Raw genomic sequence first — 21,261 nt, forward strand, 5'->3', positions numbered from 1 at the left:
TACAAGCTATTGAGTCTGTTATTCATCAAGAAGGTAATGACAGAGCTTGTTTTTTAATAAAGCAAATATTGGAAAAATCTAAAATAAATAAAATAGATTTATTTAAATCTTTTTTAACTAGTGATTATATTAATACTATTTCTAGCGAAGATGAATTTGAATATCCTGGAAATGTTATTTTAGAAAAACGAATCCGTTCTATAATTCGTTGGAATGCTATAATGATAGTATTACGTGCATCAAGAAAAAATTTAGAACTTGGCGGTCATCTATCATCTTTTCAATCATCAGCAACAATATATGAAGTATGTTTTAATCATTTTTTTCGCGCTAAAAATAGGATAGATGGAGGTGATTTAATTTATTTTCAAGGTCATATTTCTCCTGGTATTTACTCTCGTGCTTTTTTAGAAGGACGTTTTTCAGAAGAACAATTAGACAACTTTAGGCAAGAAGTTGACGGAAATGGTTTGTCTTCTTATCCACATCCTAAATTGATGCCAAATTTTTGGCAATTTCCTACTGTTTCTATGGGTTTAGGTCCATTATGTGCAATCTATCAAGCAAAATTTTTAAAATACTTACAAAATAGAGAATTAAAAGATACTTCAAATCAAGTAGTTTATGCTTTTTTAGGTGATGGTGAAATGGATGAGCCAGAATCTAAAGGTGCTATTTCTATAGCTGTTCGTGAAAAGTTAGATAATTTAATATTTATAATAAATTGTAATTTACAAAGATTAGATGGACCAGTGATAGGAAACGGAAAAATTATTAATGAGTTGGAAAGTTTTTTTTATGGTGCAGGTTGGAATGTAATAAAAGTAATTTGGGGGAGTAAATGGGATAATTTGTTAAAACAAGATAAATCTGGAAAATTAATTCAATTAATGAATGAAACTATTGATGGTGATTATCAAACTTTAAAATCTAAAGATGGTGCATATGTACGAAAATATTTTTTTGGAAAGTATAAAGAAACATTAAAATTGGTTGAAAATATGACTGATGAAGAAATATGGAAATTAAATAGAGGTGGACATGATCCTAAAAAAATATTTAATGCTTTAAAAAAAGCAAAAGAAACAAAAGATAGACCAACAGTTATTTTAGCACATACTATAAAAGGATATGGTATGGGAGCTGCTGCAGAAGGTAAAAACATTGCACATCAAATAAAAAAAATAAACATAAGTGAAATAACATATATTAGAGATCGTTTTAATATTCCTGTATCAAATAATGATTTAAATAAATTACCATATGTTAATTTTAAAATAGATTCTAAGGAATATTGTTATATACATAAACAAAGAAAAAAATTAGGAGGTTATGTTCCTTTCCGTTTATCTAAGTTTACTAATAAATTAATTTTGCCTGATTTAACAGATTTTCAACTATTGTTAGAAGAACAAAAAAAAGACATTTCCACAACTATAGCTTTTGTACGTGTGTTAAATATAATTTTGAAAAATAATTGTATAAAACATTTAGTAGTTCCTATTATTGCTGATGAAGCACGTACTTTTGGAATGGAAGGATTATTTCGAAAAATCGGGATTTACAGTACTAATGGTCAGAAATATATCCCTCAAGATCGAGAACAATTATCTTATTATAAAGAATCACAAACAGGTCAAATATTTCAAGAAGGAATAAGTGAGTTAGGTGCTGCTGCATCTTGGTTAGCTGCAGCTACTTCGTATAGTACAAATGATTTTCCTATGATTCCTTTTTATATTTATTATTCAATTTTTGGTTTCCAGAGAATAGGAGATTTATTTTGGGCTGCTGGAGATCAACAAGCAAGAGGTTTCTTAATTGGTGGAACTTCAGGTAGAACTACTTTAAATGGTGAAGGATTACAACATGAAGATGGTCACAGTCATATACAATCTTTAACAGTTCCTAATTGTATATCTTATGATCCTTCTTTTGCTTATGAAGTTGCTGTCATTATACAAGATGGACTAAGACGTATGTATGGTCCTCTACAAGAAAATATATATTATTATATTACTACAATTAATGAAAGTTATCATATGCCTGCTATGCCTAAAAATTCAAGAGAAGGTATTTGTAAAGGTATTTATAAATTAAAAACTTTGCATGGAAAAATGCTAAGAGTACAATTAATGGGTTCTGGTGCTATTTTGAGATCTGTTTGTGAAGCGGCTGAAATTTTATTACAAGATTATTTAATAACAACAGATATATACAGTGTTACGTCTTTTACAGAATTAGCTAGAAATGGTGAAGATTGTGAAAGATGGAATATGTTGAATCCCAACAAAAAAAATAAAATTGCATATATTAAAGAAGTAATGAATGATAATCCTGCTGTCGCTGCTACTGATTATATGAAATTATTTGCAGAACAAATTCGTAATTATATTCCTGCTCGTGCATATTATGTATTAGGAACAGATGGTTTTGGTCGTTCAGATAGTCGTGATAAACTACGTAATCATTTTGAAGTTAATGCTTATTATATTGTAGTAGCTGCTTTAAATTTGTTAGCTAAGTCAAATAGTATTCACAATCAAGTAGTAGAAGACGCAATTATAAAATTTGATATTAACATTAATAAAATTAATCCGCGTTTAGCTTAAGAGGTAAAAACAGTGGATATTGAAGTAAAAATGCCTGATATTGGTGTAGAAGAGGTAGAAGTTATAGAGATTTTAGTAAAAATAGGTGAACATGTAGAATTAGAACAAGGTTTGATTACTGTAGAAGGAGAAAAAGCTTCTATGGAAATACCGTCACCTACATCAGGTATTATAAAAAGTATATATGTAAAAATTGGTGATAAAGTTAAAACTTCTTCGATTTTAATGATTTTAAAATTTAATAGTATTGATACTAACGTACAGGAAAAAAAAACAAATATCTTAGAAAAAGAAAATGTAATTTTAACTAAACAAAATTTTATAAAATCTAATACATTTAAAGAAGATACTTGTATACATGCTACTCCACTGATAAGACGTTTAGCACGGAACTTAAATATTGAATTGAGTAATATTATTCCTACTGGTCGAAAAAATCGAATTTTAAAAGAAGATTTAGAATTGTATTTAAATAAATTCAAAATTAATAATTTGCAAAACAATTCTATATTGAATTTTAATGATATTAATAAAATAGATATTAAAGAAATTGAGTTAAGTAGTCTTCAAAAAACTGTAGGTAATAATTTAAAAAAAAATTGGAATAATATTCCACATGTTACACAATTTGATGAATTTGATATTACAGTTTTAGAAAAATTTCGTCAAAAATATAATTTTGAAAATAAAGAAAGCAATAGCATTACGGTATTAATTTTCATATTAAAAGTAGTTGCTTGTGCGTTAGAAAAATTCCCTATTTTTAATAGCTATTTGTCTAATGACAATAAGAAAATAATTTTAAGAAAACATATTAATATAGGGGTTGCAGTAAATGTAAAAGATGGTTTGTTTGTTCCTGTTCTAAAACACGTCAATAAAAAAAATATTACACAGTTATCTTCTGAATTAATTTTTCTTTCAGAAAGAGCACGTCAAAAACAGTTAGATGCATCTGATATGCAACAAGGATGCTTTACGATATCTAATTTGGGAGCGATTGGAGGAAGTTATTTTTCTCCTATTATTAATGCACCTGAAGTAGCTATTCTTGGTGTTTCAAAATCTAAGATAAAACCTTTATGGAATGGAAAAGAATTTATTCCTTCTTTAATGTTACCATTATCTTTATCTTATGATCATCGTGTTATTAATGGAGTTGATGGAGCACGATTTATTACATTTATAGGAAAGTTATTATCTGATATGCATTTTTTAATTATGTAATTTTTTAAAGAGGTTTATAATGCATCAAGAAATTTATGCAAAAGTTGTTGTTGTTGGATCTGGTCCAGCTGGTTATTCTGCAGCTTTTCGTTGTGCAGATTTAGGATTGGATACTATTTTAATAGAACGTTATAATAAATTAGGTGGTGTCTGTTTAAACGTAGGATGCATTCCTTCTAAATCTTTATTACATATAGCTAAAGTAATTAAAGAAGCACGAGAATTACATAAAATGGGTGTATCGTTTAATTCTCCAGTAATTGATATTGAGAGAATTAAAAACTGGAAAAATAGTATTATTGATAAGTTGACTATTGGTTTGTCAAGTATGAGTAGTAAAAGAAATATAAAAATTATTCAAGGTAATGCTGTTTTTGATACTGAAAAAAGTCTTTTAGTAACAAATAAAAATAATGTATTTAGTATTTTTTTTGAAAATATTATTATTGCTACTGGATCTCAACCTATTAAAATTCCTTCTATAAACTATAATGATCAAAGAATTTGGGACTCAACAGATGCTTTAATGTTAAAAAATATACCTAATCGTCTTTTAATTATAGGAGCAGGAATAATTGGTTTAGAAATGGCCACAATATACAGTGCATTAGGTTCAAAAGTCGATGTAATTGATCGTTTTAAACATTTTTTACCTACAGTAGATAAAGATATTAGTGAAATATATTTGAAATCTATTAATAAAAGATTCAATGTAATTTTAAATGCTCATATAGATGATATTAAAACAAAAGAAGAAGCTTTAATAGTTAAAATAATAGAAAATAATATTAATAAAGAATATATATCTTATGATGCAATATTAGTAGCTATTGGAAGAACTCCAAACATCCATGAATTAGGATTAAAAAAAATAGGATTACAAATTAATAATTTTGGATTTATTGAAGTGAATGAACAATTAAGAACAAATATACCTCATATTTATGCTGTTGGTGATGTAACAGGAGTTCCTATGTTAGCACATAAAGGAACATATCAAGCACATATTGCAGCAGAAGTAATTGCCGGTAAAAATCATTATTTTGAACCAAAAGTTATTCCATTTATAGCTTATACTGAACCAGAAATTGCTTGTGTAGGGTTGAGTGAAGAAGAAGCTAAGAAAAATAATATAAATTATAAAGTTTCTATTTTTCCTTGGAGTGCATCTGGAAGAGCTACTGCTTCTAACGCAACCATAGGAATGACAAAATTAATTTTTAATAAAAATAATAATCAAATTATTGGTGGTTCTATTATAGGAACAAACGCTGGTGAATTGATTGGTGAAGTGACTCTTGCTATTGAAATGGGATGTGATATAGAAGATATTGCATTAACCATACATGCTCATCCTACTTTACATGAATCAATTGGTTTATCTGCACAAGTTTGCAAAGGAACAGTAACAGATTTATTAAATTTTAAGTCTAAAAAATAACTTTTTAAGTTATCTAATGAAAAATTTTTTATTAGATAACTTAAAATTTTTTATAAATATAAAATTTATAGTTAATAACTATAATTTTTTTTTAAAAAATATATTTTTTAAGTGTTAAATTTTTTCAATTTCTAGCTTAATCTATTATATAGACATATTTTTACCATAGTATATTTCTCTCATTTCTCTCCATAACAAATTTATGATATAAGATTTTTCTTTATGAGTTAAATCTTTTAAATTAATGTTAAATAAATAATTTTTTAAATTAAATTCTCTTAATAACATTCTAGTATGAAAAATGTTTTCTTGATATACATTGACATCAACCATATCATACATTGATTTAATATCATCAGACATAAAATTTTGAATAGAATTTATTTTATGATCAATAAAATGTTTAACACCTTCAATATCTCTAGTAAAACCTCGAACACGATACTCAATAGTCACTATGTCAGATTCTAATTTATGTATAAGATAATTTAGAGCATTAAGTGGTGATATAATTCCACATGTGGAAACTTCAATATCTGCTCGAAAAGTACAAATTCCACTCTGAGGATGACTTTCTGGATATGTATGTACACATATATGACTTTTATCTAAATGAGCCAAAACAGAAGATGATATGATATTATCTTTTAAAATGTTAATTTTATCTATATTGTTTATTGGTTCTTCACATACTAAAATAGTTACACTTGCACCTTGTGGTTCATAGTCTTGATGGAATATATTTAAAACATTAGCGCCAATAATTGCACAAGTTTTTCTTAATATTTTAGTTAGTCGAACAGCATTATATTGTTCATCAATGTAAGAAATGTAACTATTTCTTGAATCGTTAGTATTTGCATAGCAAATGTCATAGATACAAAAACTTAGGCTTTTAGTTAAATTATTAAAGCCATATAATTTTAGTTTTTGCAATTTAATTACTCTCCTATAAAAGGATTTTAATTTTCGTTTAATTCATTAAGAACATATTGAGGTAAATAAAAACTACTTATGTGAATTTTAGCATTATAGTAATTAAAAGTTAATTTTGTATCTTTTATACGTGATTTTAAATTTTTGAGATGATTTTTTCGACACTCTATATTATTAGTGCCCCATGCAAAAATCATTATTCCACCATAATATGTTGGTATAGTTGCTTGATATAATCGTGTATCATAAAAATATTTTTTCAAGTTTTTAAAAGTAATAATAGATTCATTTTTTTGAAGAAAAAATACACCATTTTGTGCTACAAAAACACCATCTTTTTGAAGACGATGTTTGCAATTAAAATAAAATTCTGATAAAAATAAATTTTTTCCATGTTTAACAGGATCTGTTGAATCTGATATTATCAAATCAAATTTTTCTTTTGTTTTTTTAATAAAATTTAAACCATCATCAATAATTAACTTTAATCGAGGATCTTCATAAGCATTATCACTGTGTTTTGGAAAAAACTTTTTACATAGATCAATAATATTTTTATCGATTTCAACCATAGTAATATTTTCAATTGTTTTATGTCTGCATACTTCTCGAAGTATACCTCCATCTCCACCTCCTATAATTAATACATTTTTTATTGAACCATGAGTAAATATAGGAACATGGGTTAACATTTCATGATATATGAATTCATCTTTTTCAGTTGTTTGAACAATTCCATCTATTGCTATAACTTTACCAAGAAAAGAATTTCTAAAAATTATTACTTCTTGATAATTAGTTTTATTTTTATATAATAATTCATCAATTACAAAATATTGTCCAAGATGATAATAAAGTTTTTCATGCCATACTCTTTTGTAATCCATGCTAATGTTTTTTATCCTATAAAATATAATGTGATAGACATTTTTGTAATTAATATAAAATTACAAATATAAGTGTATTACGATAATAGATTTTATTTTTAGATTTTTAAAAAAGGAAAGTGATCTTATAAAAATAAATAAATATTTAAAAATTTATATAGTTTTTTAATTAAAAAAAACTTTAATTTATATTAAAAGATAATATTCTAAAAGAACATTTTTTTAAATAGTAATAAAATTAGAAAAAATATCTTGAATAAGACTATCAAAAATATTATCAGAATGCTAATTTTTATTAAATTGATTTTTATTTAACTTTCATATATTAGTTATGTTTTCTAAAATTTTTTTTACTATATTAGAAGATTGAAAAGATGCAAAATCAATATTTTGTTCAAAATTTAAAGTAGCATTTTTGTCAGATAGATCAGAAATAGATTTTATAATAATGAAAGGAATGTTAAATTGATAGCAAACTTGAGCTATTGCTGCTGACTCCATTTCTACAGCTATTGCAGTAGGAAATTGATTTTTTAATTTTTTTATAGATAAACTTCCATGAATAAAAGAATCTCCACTAATCATTAATCCTGTTTTAAATTTTAATTGATATTGCTTAGTAATTGTTTCCAAAAAAATTTTTATTTTTTCATGAATTAAAAATTCTTTTGGGTATTTAGGTATTTGTCCTCGAGTATATCCAAAATTTATCAAATCTACATCGTAATAAGATACTTTTTCAGGAATAACAACATCTCCAATTTTTAACGATAAAAGTAAACTACCAGCAGAACCAGTATTCATAATAACATCTATTTTATACAAATTAATTAAAATCATGCATGCAATACTAGCAGAAACTTTTCCTATTCCTGAAGTTATTAAAAAAATATTATTGTTTTTAAAAGTACCTATATATATATTATATTTTCCAATTATTGTTTTATATGGACATATAATTTTTTTTAGTGTTTTAATTTCTTGTTTTATTGCACCTATTATTCCAATTTTCATATTTTTTATATCATATTTTTTATTAAAATCATCAATTGTGGATATCGTTTTAGATACTGAATGATAATCCACATCCACATGTGTTCTTTGCGTTTGGGTTAGATACTATAAATTTAGAACCTTCTAAATTTTCTAAATAATCTATTTTACTTCCATACAGATACTGAAAACTAATAGGATCAATGATTAATGAAGTATTTTTTTGAGCGATGATAATATCATCTTGATTTATATGTTCATCAAATACAAATTGATATTGAAAACCACTGCATCCACCTCCAGTTATATATATTCTTAATTTTAAATTATTATTTTTTTTTATTTTAATGAGATCATTTATTTTTTTTTCTGCGTTTTTAGTGAACTTAATATATTTTTTATGTTGATTTTTCATTTTATTTCTCAAAATAAATAAATATTTATTTTATTATAAATAAAATTTTTTATATATTCTATATTTTTATCTACATATGAAATATAGATTCTATGCGCCAATAAATATTTTTTGTTATTGGCACAAGTTATTAAGATAAAGATATCATTAATCAATATTTAATTTATTTTTTTAAAAAGTATATTTTAATTATATAAATAAGTTAATCTGATTTCTTACGAAGAAAAGATGGAATGTCTAAATATTCTAGTTCTTTATTTGTTTTGTTTTCTGAATCAATTTTTTCTGTTTTTACTATTTTTTTTTCTATTTTTTTTGGAGAAATATTTAAATATTGATATCGATAATCCATTAATAATTCTCTAGAAGATTTATTTTTTATTTGATTAACATCTGAATGTTTTTCCATTCCAATACCTGTAGCAACAACTGTAACCCGAAGTGTGTCATTCATATCAGGATCTAGAGAAGTTCCTATAACTACTGTAGCATTATCAGAAGAAAAAGATCTAATAGTATTTCCTACCGTTTCAAATTCATCTAATTTCAAATCAAAACCAGCAGTAATATTTACTAATACACCACGTGCTCCAGATAGATCTATATCTTCTAATAAAGGACTAGATATAGCTATTTCAGCCGCTTCTTCTGCACGGTTGTCTCCTGAGGATATTCCAGTTCCCATCATTGCATATCCCATTTCTAGCATGACAGTACGTACATCAGCAAAGTCTACATTCATTAAACCAGGTCTTGTAATTAGTTCAGCAATACCTTGAACTGCTCCTTTTAAAACATTGTTAGCTGCACTAAATGCATCAAGCAAAGAAATCCCTCGGTTTAAGACTTTGAGTAACTTATCATTTGGAATGGTGATTAAAGAATCAACATGTTTTGACAATTCAATAATACCTTGATCTGCAACGATCATTCTTTTTTTACCTTCAAAATTAAAAGGTTTTGTTACTACAGCAACAGTTAAAATACCTAATTCTTTTGCAATTTCTGCTACTACTGGAGCTGCACCAGTACCAGTTCCTCCTCCCATTCCTGCGGCTATGAAAACCATATCAGCACCGTCTAAAGCAGATTTTAATGATTCTTTATCTTCTTCAGCTGAAGTACGTCCAATTTCTGGATTAGCTCCTGCACCTAATCCTTTAGTTATATTATTTCCGATTTGTATAGTTTGTTCTACTTCTATTTTTTTTAACGCTTGTGCATCAGTATTGATTGCAAAAAATTGAACTCCTTGAATACACTCTTTAATCATATGCTCGACTGCATTTCCACCACCACCTCCAACACCAATTACTTTAATTATTGCGTTGTTGTTGCTTAACTCTAAAGGTTCAAACATAATTTATTTCCATTATCTATCTTTATTTTTATAAAGTTTTAAGTATAGTTGATTGTTTTTAAAATTCTTTTTTAAACCAATTATTAATTTGTTTAAACCATTTTTCAAAAAAAGAAAATTCTTTTTTTTTCTTTTCAGTATTTTTATAAAATTCTTTTCCATAATGTAGTAACCCTACTACTGTCGAGTAGCTTGGTTCATTTATATTTTCTGCTAATCCTAATGTATTTAATGGTTTAGCAATTCGTATTTTTTTATGAAATATTTTTTCCGAACAATTATTTAAAAAAGCAATATTTGATCCACCTCCAGTAAGCACTATACCACTTGATAATTGATATTTTTCACCTTTTTTATGTAGTTTTTTTTGTACATTTAAAATATTTTTTTTAACTAAATTTAATAATTCAATGTATCTTGATTCAATAACTTCTATTAATGCATCTTGTTGTAAAATTTCTTGAAAGTTACCATTAATATTTGAACAATCAATGTTTTTTGATGATCCTAAAGGTGGTTTTATAGCTGATCCATATTGAATTTTCATATTTTCTGCATCAGTATAAGAAGTATTAAAAGCATATGAAATATCACTAGTTACAATATTTCCTGCATATGGAATAACTTGACTATGTTTTATAGAACCATCAATATAAATAGTAAAATCAATTGTCCCTCCACCTATATCGATCATACATACACCTAGTTTTTTTTCATCTTCAGTTAAAACAGATTTACTTGAAGCAAGACCTGAAAAAATTACTTGATCAACTTTTAAATCACATCGTTCTACCGCTTTAACAATATTTCTAGACATATTTTGATCACAAGTGATTAAATGTACTTTTACTTGCATTCGTACACCAGATAATCCAATGGGATTTTTTATTCCAGATTGTTGATCAATTAAATATTCTTGAGGAATTATATGTAATATATGATGTTCATTAGGAATTTGTACGGATTTTGCTGTATGTATCACATTTTCTAAATCTTCTTTTGTTACTTCGTCTTCAGAAATAGGTACTATACCTATTTCATTTTGACAATTGATATATTTATTAGATAAAGAAAGATATACAGAAGTAATATGACAATCTGCCATTATTTCAGCTTTATTAACGGATTCTCGTATGCATGTAACAATTGTATCTAAATTATTCACTCTTCCTTTATCAATTCCTTGAGATAAACATATTCCATATCCAATTACTTTGATTGTATTATCTACTAATATTTCTCCAACCAAAGTGACTACTTTAGTAGTACCAATTTCTAATCCGACTACTAATTTTCTGTCTTTTGATATAATCATTATTCTTTGGCCTGTACTATATTTCTTTAATTATTACTTTTTTTGAGTCAAATTTAATTTTTCTATTTTATTATATTTATGTTATAATATTTTTTTAGGTTATAATTTTTTAAAAATTTATATAAATATTTCTTTATTTTTTTATACTTTATGTAAATAGTATAATTATTTTTATGAACATTTTAAAAAATATAATGATAACTATATAAAAAATGTTTTTAGTGTTTCTTGCTTGTTAAAAATTTTTATTATTTATATTTAAAATTAGTAAAACTAATTTATCAAATGATATTCCAGCTTCTTTTGCTGCGATCGGAACTAAACTACGATTAGTCATACCTGGTATAGTATTTACTTCTAATAACCAGAATTTATTTTCGTGATCTAATATCACATCAATTCTTCCGCATCCTTTACAACCTAATATATTCCATGCTGAAATTGCTATTTCATTTAGTTTTTTTTCTTGTTTTATATTTAATTTACTAGGACATAAATATTCTGTAGAACTAGATTTATATTTAGCATTATAGTCATAGAAACTATTTCTTGTAGAAATATTAATGATAGGCAATGTTTTTTGGTTTAAAATAGAAACTGTATATTCCTTACCTATGATAAATTGTTCAATTAAAATGTCATCATTATAATTGGCAGCGAGATTAATGCCTTTACTAAGTTCTTTTGCAGAAGATACTAATGTAATTCCTATGCTAGATCCTTGATTATTTGGTTTTACTAAAACAGGAAATTTTAATTTTAATATTTGTTTTATTGCATAAGTATTTAATGGTATGGCATTTTTTTTAATATACACATCTGGTATGATCGGTAAATTATGAGATTTCCACAATAATTTAGTTCTGAATTTATCTATAGATATTGCAGAAGCCATTATACCACTTCCTGTGTAAGGAATTTTCAAATATTCAAGAACTCCTTGAATACTACCATCTTCTCCTCCTTTACCATGTAATGCTATATATACTTTATCAAATTTTTCTTTTTTTAAATCAGTAATAGAATAGTTATATGTGTCAATTGCATGTACATTAAAACCAGATTTTAATAAACTCTGAACTATATAGTTTCCTGACCGTATTGAAATTTCTCTTTCAGAAGATGTTCCACCTAATAAAACCGCTATTTTTTTTTTCATGTATTCCTTTTTTTATTTTTTTAAATGAATATTTCTTTTATGATTTTATTGATATTTCCTGCTCCTTGTATTAAAACAATATCGTTTCCTTTAAGCTTAGAAATAAGTGTATTTAATATAAATTTATGATTAGAAATGAAAGTTATATCAGTTTTTTTATTTTTTTTTATATCTTTATAAAGTGAATAGCTATCTGCTCCAGATATAAATTTTTCATTAGCAGAATATACATTTAGCATTAAAAGCGTATCGACTGTTGATAAAACTTTAACAAATTCATAATATAAATTATATGTTCTTGTATACCTATGTGGTTGAAATATCATTATTAAGTTTTTTTTAGGCCAACTAATTTTTATTGTTTGAATAGTTTCAGATAATTCTGTAGGATGATGTCCATAGTCATCTATCAACATAACACTATTGTTTTTGTTCTTTTTGTTTTTAATTGAAAAACATCCAATATATTCAAATCTTCTAGAAGTACCTTGAAAGTATTTTAGTGCTGTAATTATATCATTTTTTTTTAATCCTTGATTTATAGAAAACGAAACAGCAGCTGCAGCATTGAGAGCATTATGCTTTCCTGGCATATTTAACGTGATATTTAATTTCATTTTGTTTTTTACAATTAATGTAAAATATCCTAGAAAATAATGTTGTTGATAATTAACAATACGAACATCTGCATTTTTATCAAATCCATACGTTATAATTCTACATTTGATTTTAGAACAAATATTAGAAATAGGAAAATTATCTATACATATTATAGCTGTTCCGTAGCAAGGTATTTTTTTTAAAAATTTTAAAAATGTTTCTGTTAACATTTTAAAATCATCATAGTAATCCATATGGTCCCTTTCAATATTTGTAACAATAATTATAGATGGATTTAGATATAAAAATGAAGCATCACTTTCATCAGCTTCTACAATTAAGTACTCAGAATCACCTAATTTTGCATGAGAATTAATAGATTTTATTAAACCTCCATTAATACAAGTTAAATTCATTCTACTTTTAACGCATATTTCTAAAATCATAGACGTAGTAGTAGTTTTACCATGTGTTCCAGCAATTGCTACTCCAGTTTTAAATTTCATTAATATTTGAAGCATTTCTGCTCTTAACAATATAGGAATATTATCTTTTTTTGCTGTAATTATTTCTTTATTGTCTAATTTAATAGCACTAGATTTAATAATCAGATCAGTATTTTTAACGTTTTTTTCAGAATGTTGAAAATATATTTTGGCTCCTAATTTAATTAGTTGTTTTGTCATTGTATTTTCTAATAAATCAGATCCACTGATTTTATAACCTAATTTTAATAAAATTAAAGCAAGGCCTCCCATTCCTGATCCACCAATACCAATAAAATGAATATTTTTTATTTTTTTTATATCATCAATAAAAAAATTAATATTTTTAATTTCTTTAATGTTCATACTTTTATCTTTTAATTTTTAATTGTTAAAGTATCTCTTAGAAACATAATTTTTATATTTTATTAGATGTATCATCAATAATTTTAAAAATTTTTGACATTGAATCACGTATACCTAAAGAGTAAGCTTTTTTTGCCATAATAAGAAGTTTTTCTCTATTTAATTTTCTAAGTGTATTAATTATTAAGTGATTATTCACAAATGATTGATCAATGATTTTTGCAGCTCCAATTTTTTTTAAGTCTTGTGCATTTAAATGCTGTTGTTTATCTTTATGTGGATAAGGTATAAAAATAGCACCTAATCCTACTACAGATATTTCGCTTACAGTCAAAGCTCCAGAACGACAAACAATTATATCAGCCCATTTATATGCAGATGCTATATTATTTATAAAATTAGTCACAATATTTGATTTTAGTTCTAGTTTTTTATATTTTTTTTTAGTTTGTTCTAATTCATGATCACCTACTTGATGCCAAACAATAATTTTTTCTTTTAATACGAATGCAACTTCTGGAAAAATATTGTTTAGTATTGAAGCACCTTGACTTCCTCCTACTACTAATACCCTTAAAGGTCCTTTTCGATTTTTAAAACGATCTTCAGGAGGAAGAACATTTATGATACTTTGACTTACTGGATTACCTACTATTTCAGCATTAATTAAAGCTCCTGATGAAGCTTGCATGTTTTTTGTAGATATTTTAGATAACCACTTATTAGTAATCCCAGCAATTTTATTTTGTTCATGTAAAATAAATGGAATTTTAGAATACCAAGCAGCCATCCCACCGGGACCAGAAACGTATCCACCCATTCCTAACATAATATCTGGAGACCAATCTTTGATAATTTTTTTTACTCGATAAAAAGCATTGAATATATATATCGGTGAACAAATTAAGTTTTTTAAACTAGCATTACGCAATCCTTTGATTTTAATAAAATGAATTTTAATACCATTTTGTGGAACAATTTGAGATTCAATGTTATTTTTTGTTCCTATCCAATTTACTTCCCATCCTTTTTTAACTAAATATTTTGCTATCGTTAATCCTGGAAAGACATGACCACCACTTCCACCTGCCATTATAATTATTCTTTTAGAAATCATTCAGTTTCCTCTGGGAAAAGCTTGTGCCATTCTTAATTTTGTTTCAAAATCAATTCTTAAGAGAAAAAAAATAGCTATTGAATTAATAATTAAACTTGATCCACCATAACTAATTAGTGGTAAAGTTAGCCCTTTAGTAGGCAAAATTCCAGTAACTGCACCAACATTGATTAATGTTTGAAATCCAATCCAAATACCAATAGAGCATGCTAAAAATCCAGAAAAAATTTGTTTTTTTTCTATGGCTTTTTTTCCAATATACATTGCTCGGAAAGAAATACCAAAAATCATCAAAAGTACAGACACTGATCCTATATAACCTAATTCTTCACCTATAATAGAAAATATAAAATCACTATGTGCATCAGGTAAATAATCTAGTTTTTGTATTGAATTTCCAAGACCTTGACCAAAAAAATTACCACGTCCTAATGCCATTAAAGATTGTGTCAATTGATAACCATTTCCAAATGGATCTTCCCAAGGATTCCAGAAAGATAATATTCTTTTTATACGATAAGGTTCTATTATTATTAATAAAATAATTGTTATTATGCTAATAAATATAATTACTAAAAATTGTCCTATTTTAGCACCAGAAAGAAATAAAATAGATAAACTAGTAAAAAAAATAACGATTACGCTTCCTAGATCAGGTTCTGCTAATAATAAAATAGACTGTATTATAACAATACTCATGGGTTTAAAAAATCCCCAAAAATTATTACGTACTTCTTTATGTTTACGTGATAAATAACTAGATATGTAACAAAAAGATGAAATTTTAGATATTTCTGAAGGTTGTATATGTAATAATCCTATATTTATCCATCTAGAAGATCCATGTACTGAATGGCCTATTAATAAAACAGATATAAGCAATATAATTGATATTATTAGTATAATTTTACTTTTTTTTTTCCAATAAATAATAGGAATTCGTAAGAAAAAAAAAGATAAAAAAAATATTAAGAAAAAATAAAATATTTCTCTTTTTACGAAAAAAAATGGATCTTTATACAGACTTTGACCTATAGGAATAGATGTGGAAATGACCATTATTAATCCAATTGCAGATATACTTAAACTCAACCAAACTAATACACGATCATATAATATGACACATGAATTTTTCATACTGTTTTTTCTATATTTTTAAATTTTTGTCAAATATATTAAGAAATTATTTCTTTTGTAATTTTTGTAAAAAGATCACCTCTCTCTTCAAAACTAGAAAATTGATCTAAACTGCTGCATCCAGGAGATAAAAGCACTGTATCACCTGATACAACTTCTTTTTTAATTAATTGCATTGCTTGTGTTAAGGTGTTAACGTAGATAGATTTTTTTTTACATATTTTTGAAAGATATTCACCATCTTTTCCAAAACAGTAAATTTTTATTTTTAGTTTTTCAAAATTATTTTTCAATATGCTAAAATTTGCAGATTTTCTATCTCCACCTAATAGTAATCGTATTGTTCCTGTAATGTTTAAAGAATTTAAAGCTACTTGAGTACTGTTTACATTAGTAGATTTAGAATCATTGATCCACTCTATTCCTTTTGCTTTATGTATTACTTGAAACCGATGTGGTAAACTTGAAAAATTTTTAATTACATCTATTACACAATTTCTGGGAAATTTCATCATATCAGAGATAGCTAAAGCAACTAATGCGTTTTCATAATTGTGATAACCATATAATGATGTTTTTTTTAACTCAAATATTTTTTTGTTATTATGACATAATATAGCATTTTTTTTATTGCAATAAACTTGATAATCGCTTTTTTTTCCGCCAAAAGTAATCCATTTTTTAAAGTTTTTATTATAAATATTACTTTTTACTTGATGTTTTACATGTATAATACAAATTTCTGCTTTTTCATAAATAGATAATTTAGTTTCTTGATATTGTTTGAATCCTTTTGGATATCTATTGATATGATCTTCACTAATATTAAGTACTACAGCTATTTTTGATTTTAACATAAATATATTTTCTAGTTGAAAACTAGATAATTCCAATATATATAAGTCTGCTTTTTCATCAAGCATTTCTAAAGCAGGAATACCGATATTACCACCTAACAGTGCTTTATAACCTGATTTTTTTGCAATTTTTTCAACCATCTTAGATACGGTACTTTTTCCATTAGTTCCTGTAATTGAAATGATAGGGATATTTGTTTCTCTAGAAAATAATTCTATATCACTAATAATTTCAATTCCTAAAGAACGTGCATGAACTAAAATAGGTATGAAGGAAGAAATTCCTGGACTTATAATAATTAAGTCTGATTCTAAAATCCATTTATGATTTAATGTTCCTAGACGATATTCAATATTTTTAGGTATTTTTTCTAAAAGAACAGGATGTTTAGATTCATCAATAATTTTTGGCTTTACACCTTGTTTTAAAAAAAAATTAATACATGATATTCCTGTTAATCCCATTCCTAAGATTAATATTTTTTTATTAGAGTAATTATAGATCATCAACAAACCTTTAAAGATATAAGACTGATTAACAGTAATATCAATGAAATAATCCAGAATCTTACAACTATTATAGGTTCTAATATTCCTTTCATTTCATAATGATGATGAATTGGAGCCATTTTAAAAATTCTTTTCTTTCTGATTTTAAATGATATAATTTGCAAAATAACAGATATAGTTTCAAATACAAATACGCCTCCCATTATTATTAGCAATAACTCTTGATGCAATAGTATTGCCATTGTTCCTAAACATCCTCCTAATGATAAAGATCCAATATCTCCCATAAATATTTTTGCAGGATAACTATTGAACCATAAAAATCCTAATCCCGATCCAATAATTGCAGTACATAATACAACTAATTCATTTGAATTTTGTATATAATCTACATTTAAATAATTAGAATTTTTTATGTCAATACTTAGTAAAGATATTAACGTAAAACCACATGCTAATAGAATCACAGGCATAATAGCTAAACCATCTAATCCGTCTGTTAAATTCACTGCATTACTAGTACCAACAATAACAAAATAAGATAGAAATATATGTAAATAATTGATTTCAATATTTTTTTTAAAAAAAGGAATTATTAATTGAGTAGAAATAACTTTTTCACTATCGTTATACATTGTATAAATTATTCCTAAAGCAACAATAGACAATAAAAAATATTTACAAAAAGGTGTTAATCCCCAAGAATTATTATATTTTATTTTTTTGTAATCATCTAAATAACCAATCAAACCATATGAGAGCAAAACACTTATAACATACCAAACATAATTGTTAGATAAATCACAGTATAAAATTGTTGAAACTACTATAGAAATTATAATAAATAAACCACCAATAGTAGGGGTATTATTTTTCGTATAATGGTTTTTAGGTCCATTTTTTCTTATTATTTGGTATTGTTGTATTTTTCTAAAAAATTTTATAAAATAAGGTCCAATAAACAAATTTATAAAAAAAGCAGTTAATAAACTAAATATTGCACGAAATGAAATATAAGAAATATTATTAGAATAATTATTTAGATATTTATACCACCAAATTAACATGTTCTTGACTCTCTTTAATTAAATTTTGTACTATTTTCTCCATTTTTGCATTTCGAGAACCTTTAACTAAAATTGTAATTTTTTCTCTTTCAAAAAAAATTTTTTTTAAATATTTATTTAATTTTTCTTTTGTAAAAAAATGTTTACCATTATTAAATGTTTTACTTATTTCATAACTTCTATTACCAATAGTAAGAATTTCATCTATATTAGATAAATTTGCAATATTTCCTATCATTTTATGATATAAAATACTTTTTTCTCCTAATTCAGACATATCTCCTGTAACTAATATTTTATATTTTGGCATATTTTCTAATACTTTAATCGCTGCAATCATAGACGAAACATTAGCATTATAAGTATCATTTATTAAAATTTTATGAGGTTTTAATTGAATCAGCTCGAGTCTTCCAGATACAATAGGAGTTTTTAATAGTCCATTTTTTATTTTTTTTAAAGGTATGTTAATAGAGAAAGCTAGTGCAGTTGCGGCTAATACATTAGATATACTTTGATAGCCTAAAAAAGGTAACGAAATATTTATTGTTCCAGAGGGTGTATGTATTGTAAAAGAAGTACCATATCTATGAATTTTAATATTACTAGAAAAAAAGTTACTGAGTTTTTTTTTTTAATAGAAAAGTATAAAATATTTTTTTTTTGTATTTTTTTTTTCCAACTGGAAAGATGATGACTATCTAAGTTTATAACTACTGTACCATGATTTTTTAATCCAGAGAATATTTCTGATTTTGCATTAGATACTCCTATAAGTGATTTAAATCCTTTTAAATGAGCATAATAGATATTATTTATTAATACAACTTCTGGTTGACTAATATTACTAGTATAGAAAATTTCACCTGGTTGATTAGCACCTAATTCAATTACACCATATTGGTGTTCTAACGTAAGTTTTAATAAAGTAATAGGAACACCGATATTATTATTTAAATTTCCAGTGGTAGATATTGTTTTTCCATTTTGTGCTAATATAGAAGCTGTCATTTCTTTGACAGAAGTTTTACCACACGAACCTGTAATAGCTAATATTTTTGCATTGGTTATTTTTCTAATCCAAGAAGCAATTTGACCTAAAGCCATAGATGTATTTTTTACTACAATATAAGAAATGCAATATTTTATTTTTTTTTGTGTTATAACTGCAGAACATCCTTGAGAAATAGCATCTTTTATAAAAATATGAGCATCAAATTTTTTACCTATTAACGCAATAAACAAACAATCTGGAACAACTTTTTTGGTATCAATAACTATGTGATTTATTATTAAGTCTGATCCATATAAATTTCCGTTAATAATTTTAGCTATTTTTTTTAAGGATAGAGAAATCATGTTTTTTTTCCAATAAATTTAAAACTGTTGCTTCATCTGAATAATTAATACATTTGTCTTGAATAATTTGTATTTTTTCATGACCTTTTCCTGCTATAAAAATTATATGATTTAGTTTTGATTGATAAAAAGCATAATGTATTGCTTTTTTTCTATTTAGAATTGTTAATATATTTTTTTTTTGACAGCCCATTAATATATCGTTAATAATATTCATTTCTTTTTCATTTCTTGGATTGTCATTTGTAAGAATGATTTTATCTGCTATTTTTTCTGCTATAGAACCCATTATAGGACGTTTTTTTTTATCTCTTTCACCTCCACATCCAAATATACACCATATGTAATTTTTATGATAATGTAAACGAATTGTGGTAAGTGCTTTTTCTAATGCATCAGGAGTATGTGCATAATCAATAATAAAAATTGGTTGTTTATTACGAATAAAAATTTGCATTCGACCATTTATAGGTTTTATTGAACGAGATGTTGCAATTAAGTTTGATATATCATGACCTAATTCTAAAAGAGAAGCTAATGATAATAATAAATTTATAACATTAAATTTTCCTATTAAACAAGATGATAAATTTCCTTCTCCCCAACTTGATTCAAATCTAATATTAGTTGAATTTTTTTCATATTTAACTTTAGTAGCGTTTATCCATTTTTTTGCATATTGTTTTTGTTTATTGTCTTTAATAGTAACAGCTACAGTGTGATAATTAAATAATTTTTTTAACCATATTTTTCCATATTCATCATTTGCATTTAATATGATTTTTCTTACCGAATGTGTGCTAAATAATAACCATTTTGCTAATTCATATTGTTTCATATTTTTATGATAATCTAAATGATCTTGACTAAGATTTGTAAATATTCCAATTTCAAAAGGAATACTTTTAACACGATGTTGTATTAAACCATGTGATGAAACTTCCATAGTAACTAATTTAGTTTTTTTTTCTAACATCATTTGTAAAAATGATTGTATGTAAATAGCTGAAGGTGTTGTATTTTTTGTTGGGTATAACGAATTATAAAAACCGTTTCCTAGTGTTCCAATAGTTGCTGTTTTAGTTCCTAAGATTTCACTCCATTGATTAATTAAATGCGTTACAGTAGTTTTCCCGTTAGTTCCAGTAACACCAATAATTTTTATTTTTTTTCCCGGTTGTTTATAAAAACGACCTGCTAACATTGAAATGTTTTCAGAAAGTTTAAAAAAATATATAATAGGAATTTCATTAATAAAATGATATAATCCATGATTTTCTTTTTTTTTTGTTTCACATAAAATTGCAGCTGCTTTTTTGGTAATAGCATCAAAAATAAAATTACGTCCATCTGTTTTTATTCCTGAAACAGCTATAAATAAACTTCCTTTTATTAAATTTCTACTATCTATATTTAAA

At 25.3% G+C, this 21,261-nt stretch carries 18 protein-coding genes; 3 read left to right on the forward strand and 15 right to left on the reverse strand.

The annotated features are described in order from the left end of the window. From aceE to lpdA, 3 genes are all read left to right on the forward strand, one after another. Positions 1–2,612 (forward strand): pyruvate dehydrogenase (acetyl-transferring), homodimeric type (aceE, locus tag D9V70_RS01055; RefSeq protein WP_158356277.1); only part of this gene is annotated, 2,612 nt, incomplete at its 5' end. Positions 2,613–2,624: 12 nt separating this feature from the next. After that, a complete protein-coding gene (locus D9V70_RS01060) occupies positions 2,625–3,839 on the forward strand; it encodes a 2-oxo acid dehydrogenase subunit E2 (RefSeq protein ID WP_172599335.1) in 1,215 nt (404 codons plus the stop codon). A 19-nt stretch (positions 3,840–3,858) separates the two neighbouring features. Then, the gene (gene lpdA / locus D9V70_RS01065) at positions 3,859–5,280 is read left to right on the forward strand and encodes a dihydrolipoyl dehydrogenase (RefSeq protein ID WP_158355924.1); all 1,422 of its coding nucleotides are present in this window, start codon (positions 3,859–3,861) and stop codon (positions 5,278–5,280) included. Positions 5,281–5,424: 144 nt separating this feature from the next. Here the strand turns inward: lpdA and speD are convergent, their stop codons facing one another. The 15 genes from speD to murE all read right to left on the reverse strand — a co-directional run. After that, on the reverse strand, positions 5,425–6,216 hold the full coding sequence (speD, locus tag D9V70_RS01070; protein WP_158355925.1) for an adenosylmethionine decarboxylase: 792 nt from the start codon (positions 6,214–6,216) through the stop codon (positions 5,425–5,427). A gap of 26 nt (positions 6,217–6,242) precedes the next feature. After that, the gene (gene speE, locus D9V70_RS01075) at positions 6,243–7,103 is read right to left on the reverse strand and encodes a polyamine aminopropyltransferase (protein WP_158355926.1); all 861 of its coding nucleotides are present in this window, start codon (positions 7,101–7,103) and stop codon (positions 6,243–6,245) included. Between the two features lie 318 nt (positions 7,104–7,421). Then, positions 7,422–8,117 (reverse strand): 5'-methylthioadenosine/adenosylhomocysteine nucleosidase, encoded by a 696-nt coding sequence (locus D9V70_RS01080; RefSeq protein WP_158356279.1) that lies wholly within the window; start codon positions 8,115–8,117, stop codon positions 7,422–7,424. A 49-nt stretch (positions 8,118–8,166) separates the two neighbouring features. Next, positions 8,167–8,511, reverse strand: a complete 345-nt coding sequence (gene erpA / locus D9V70_RS01085) for an iron-sulfur cluster insertion protein ErpA (protein ID WP_158355927.1) — start codon at positions 8,509–8,511, stop codon at positions 8,167–8,169. A gap of 202 nt (positions 8,512–8,713) precedes the next feature. Beyond that, positions 8,714–9,871, reverse strand: coding sequence for a cell division protein FtsZ (gene ftsZ / locus D9V70_RS01090; RefSeq protein WP_158355928.1), 1,158 nt, complete (start codon positions 9,869–9,871; stop codon positions 8,714–8,716). A 58-nt stretch (positions 9,872–9,929) separates the two neighbouring features. Next, positions 9,930–11,186: a cell division protein FtsA gene (ftsA, locus tag D9V70_RS01095; protein ID WP_158355929.1), complete on the reverse strand. Its 1,257-nt coding sequence runs from the start codon at positions 11,184–11,186 to the stop codon at positions 9,930–9,932. Between the two features lie 235 nt (positions 11,187–11,421). Further along, positions 11,422–12,345 (reverse strand): D-alanine--D-alanine ligase, encoded by a 924-nt coding sequence (locus D9V70_RS01100; protein WP_158355930.1) that lies wholly within the window; start codon positions 12,343–12,345, stop codon positions 11,422–11,424. Between the two features lie 20 nt (positions 12,346–12,365). Further along, a complete protein-coding gene (gene murC, locus D9V70_RS01105; protein WP_158355931.1) occupies positions 12,366–13,796 on the reverse strand; it encodes a UDP-N-acetylmuramate--L-alanine ligase in 1,431 nt (476 codons plus the stop codon). A 52-nt stretch (positions 13,797–13,848) separates the two neighbouring features. Beyond that, the gene (gene murG / locus D9V70_RS01110; RefSeq protein ID WP_158355932.1) at positions 13,849–14,913 is read right to left on the reverse strand and encodes an undecaprenyldiphospho-muramoylpentapeptide beta-N-acetylglucosaminyltransferase; all 1,065 of its coding nucleotides are present in this window, start codon (positions 14,911–14,913) and stop codon (positions 13,849–13,851) included. Next, positions 14,914–16,050 carry a cell division protein FtsW gene (gene ftsW, locus D9V70_RS01115; RefSeq protein WP_158355933.1) on the reverse strand — a complete coding sequence of 379 codons (1,137 nt, stop codon included), beginning with the start codon at positions 16,048–16,050 and terminating at the stop codon, positions 14,914–14,916. 38 nt (positions 16,051–16,088) lie between these two features. Further along, a complete protein-coding gene (gene murD, locus D9V70_RS01120) occupies positions 16,089–17,414 on the reverse strand; it encodes a UDP-N-acetylmuramoyl-L-alanine--D-glutamate ligase (RefSeq protein WP_158355934.1) in 1,326 nt (441 codons plus the stop codon). After that, positions 17,414–18,484, reverse strand: coding sequence for a phospho-N-acetylmuramoyl-pentapeptide-transferase (gene mraY, locus D9V70_RS01125; protein ID WP_158355935.1), 1,071 nt, complete (start codon positions 18,482–18,484; stop codon positions 17,414–17,416). Before mraY ends, murD begins: the two co-directional genes overlap by 1 nt. Next, positions 18,465–19,085: a glutamate ligase domain-containing protein gene (locus D9V70_RS03260; protein WP_367379819.1), complete on the reverse strand. Its 621-nt coding sequence runs from the start codon at positions 19,083–19,085 to the stop codon at positions 18,465–18,467. The genes mraY and D9V70_RS03260 overlap by 20 nt, the downstream gene beginning before the upstream one ends. Then, positions 19,028–19,843, reverse strand: a complete 816-nt coding sequence (locus D9V70_RS03265) for a Mur ligase family protein (RefSeq protein WP_253254820.1) — start codon at positions 19,841–19,843, stop codon at positions 19,028–19,030. The genes D9V70_RS03260 and D9V70_RS03265 overlap by 58 nt, the downstream gene beginning before the upstream one ends. After that, positions 19,812–21,261: UDP-N-acetylmuramoyl-L-alanyl-D-glutamate--2,6-diaminopimelate ligase (murE, locus tag D9V70_RS01135; protein WP_158356280.1), on the reverse strand; the 1,450-nt coding region annotated here is incomplete at its 5' end. The genes murE and D9V70_RS03265, both read right to left, overlap by 32 nt.

The sequence above is a fragment of the Buchnera aphidicola (Lipaphis pseudobrassicae) genome (assembly GCF_005081185.1).
Lineage (GTDB): Bacteria > Pseudomonadota > Gammaproteobacteria > Enterobacterales > Enterobacteriaceae > Buchnera > Buchnera aphidicola_AD.

What these genes read in the sequence shown, in the direction of transcription:
- murG (WP_158355932.1), bottom strand. Translation starts at nt 14,913, where the DNA reads ATGATTTCTAAAAGAATAATTATAATGGCAGGTGGAAGTGGTGGTCAT.
- murC (WP_158355931.1), bottom strand. Translation starts at nt 13,796, where the DNA reads ATGAACATTAAAGAAATTAAAAATATTAATTTTTTTATTGATGATATA.
- speE (WP_158355926.1), bottom strand. Translation starts at nt 7,103, where the DNA reads ATGGATTACAAAAGAGTATGGCATGAAAAACTTTATTATCATCTTGGA.
- mraY (WP_158355935.1), bottom strand. Translation starts at nt 18,484, where the DNA reads ATGTTAATTTGGTGGTATAAATATCTAAATAATTATTCTAATAATATT.
- D9V70_RS01100 (WP_158355930.1), bottom strand. Translation starts at nt 12,345, where the DNA reads ATGAAAAAAAAAATAGCGGTTTTATTAGGTGGAACATCTTCTGAAAGA.
- erpA (WP_158355927.1), bottom strand. Translation starts at nt 8,511, where the DNA reads ATGAAAAATCAACATAAAAAATATATTAAGTTCACTAAAAACGCAGAA.
- D9V70_RS03265 (WP_253254820.1), bottom strand. Translation starts at nt 19,843, where the DNA reads ATGATTTCTCTATCCTTAAAAAAAATAGCTAAAATTATTAACGGAAAT.
- ftsA (WP_158355929.1), bottom strand. Translation starts at nt 11,186, where the DNA reads ATGATTATATCAAAAGACAGAAAATTAGTAGTCGGATTAGAAATTGGT.
- murD (WP_158355934.1), bottom strand. Translation starts at nt 17,414, where the DNA reads ATGATCTATAATTACTCTAATAAAAAAATATTAATCTTAGGAATGGGA.
- D9V70_RS01080 (WP_158356279.1), bottom strand. Translation starts at nt 8,117, where the DNA reads ATGAAAATTGGAATAATAGGTGCAATAAAACAAGAAATTAAAACACTA.
- ftsW (WP_158355933.1), bottom strand. Translation starts at nt 16,050, where the DNA reads ATGAAAAATTCATGTGTCATATTATATGATCGTGTATTAGTTTGGTTG.
- lpdA (WP_158355924.1), top strand. Translation starts at nt 3,859, where the DNA reads ATGCATCAAGAAATTTATGCAAAAGTTGTTGTTGTTGGATCTGGTCCA.
- ftsZ (WP_158355928.1), bottom strand. Translation starts at nt 9,871, where the DNA reads ATGTTTGAACCTTTAGAGTTAAGCAACAACAACGCAATAATTAAAGTA.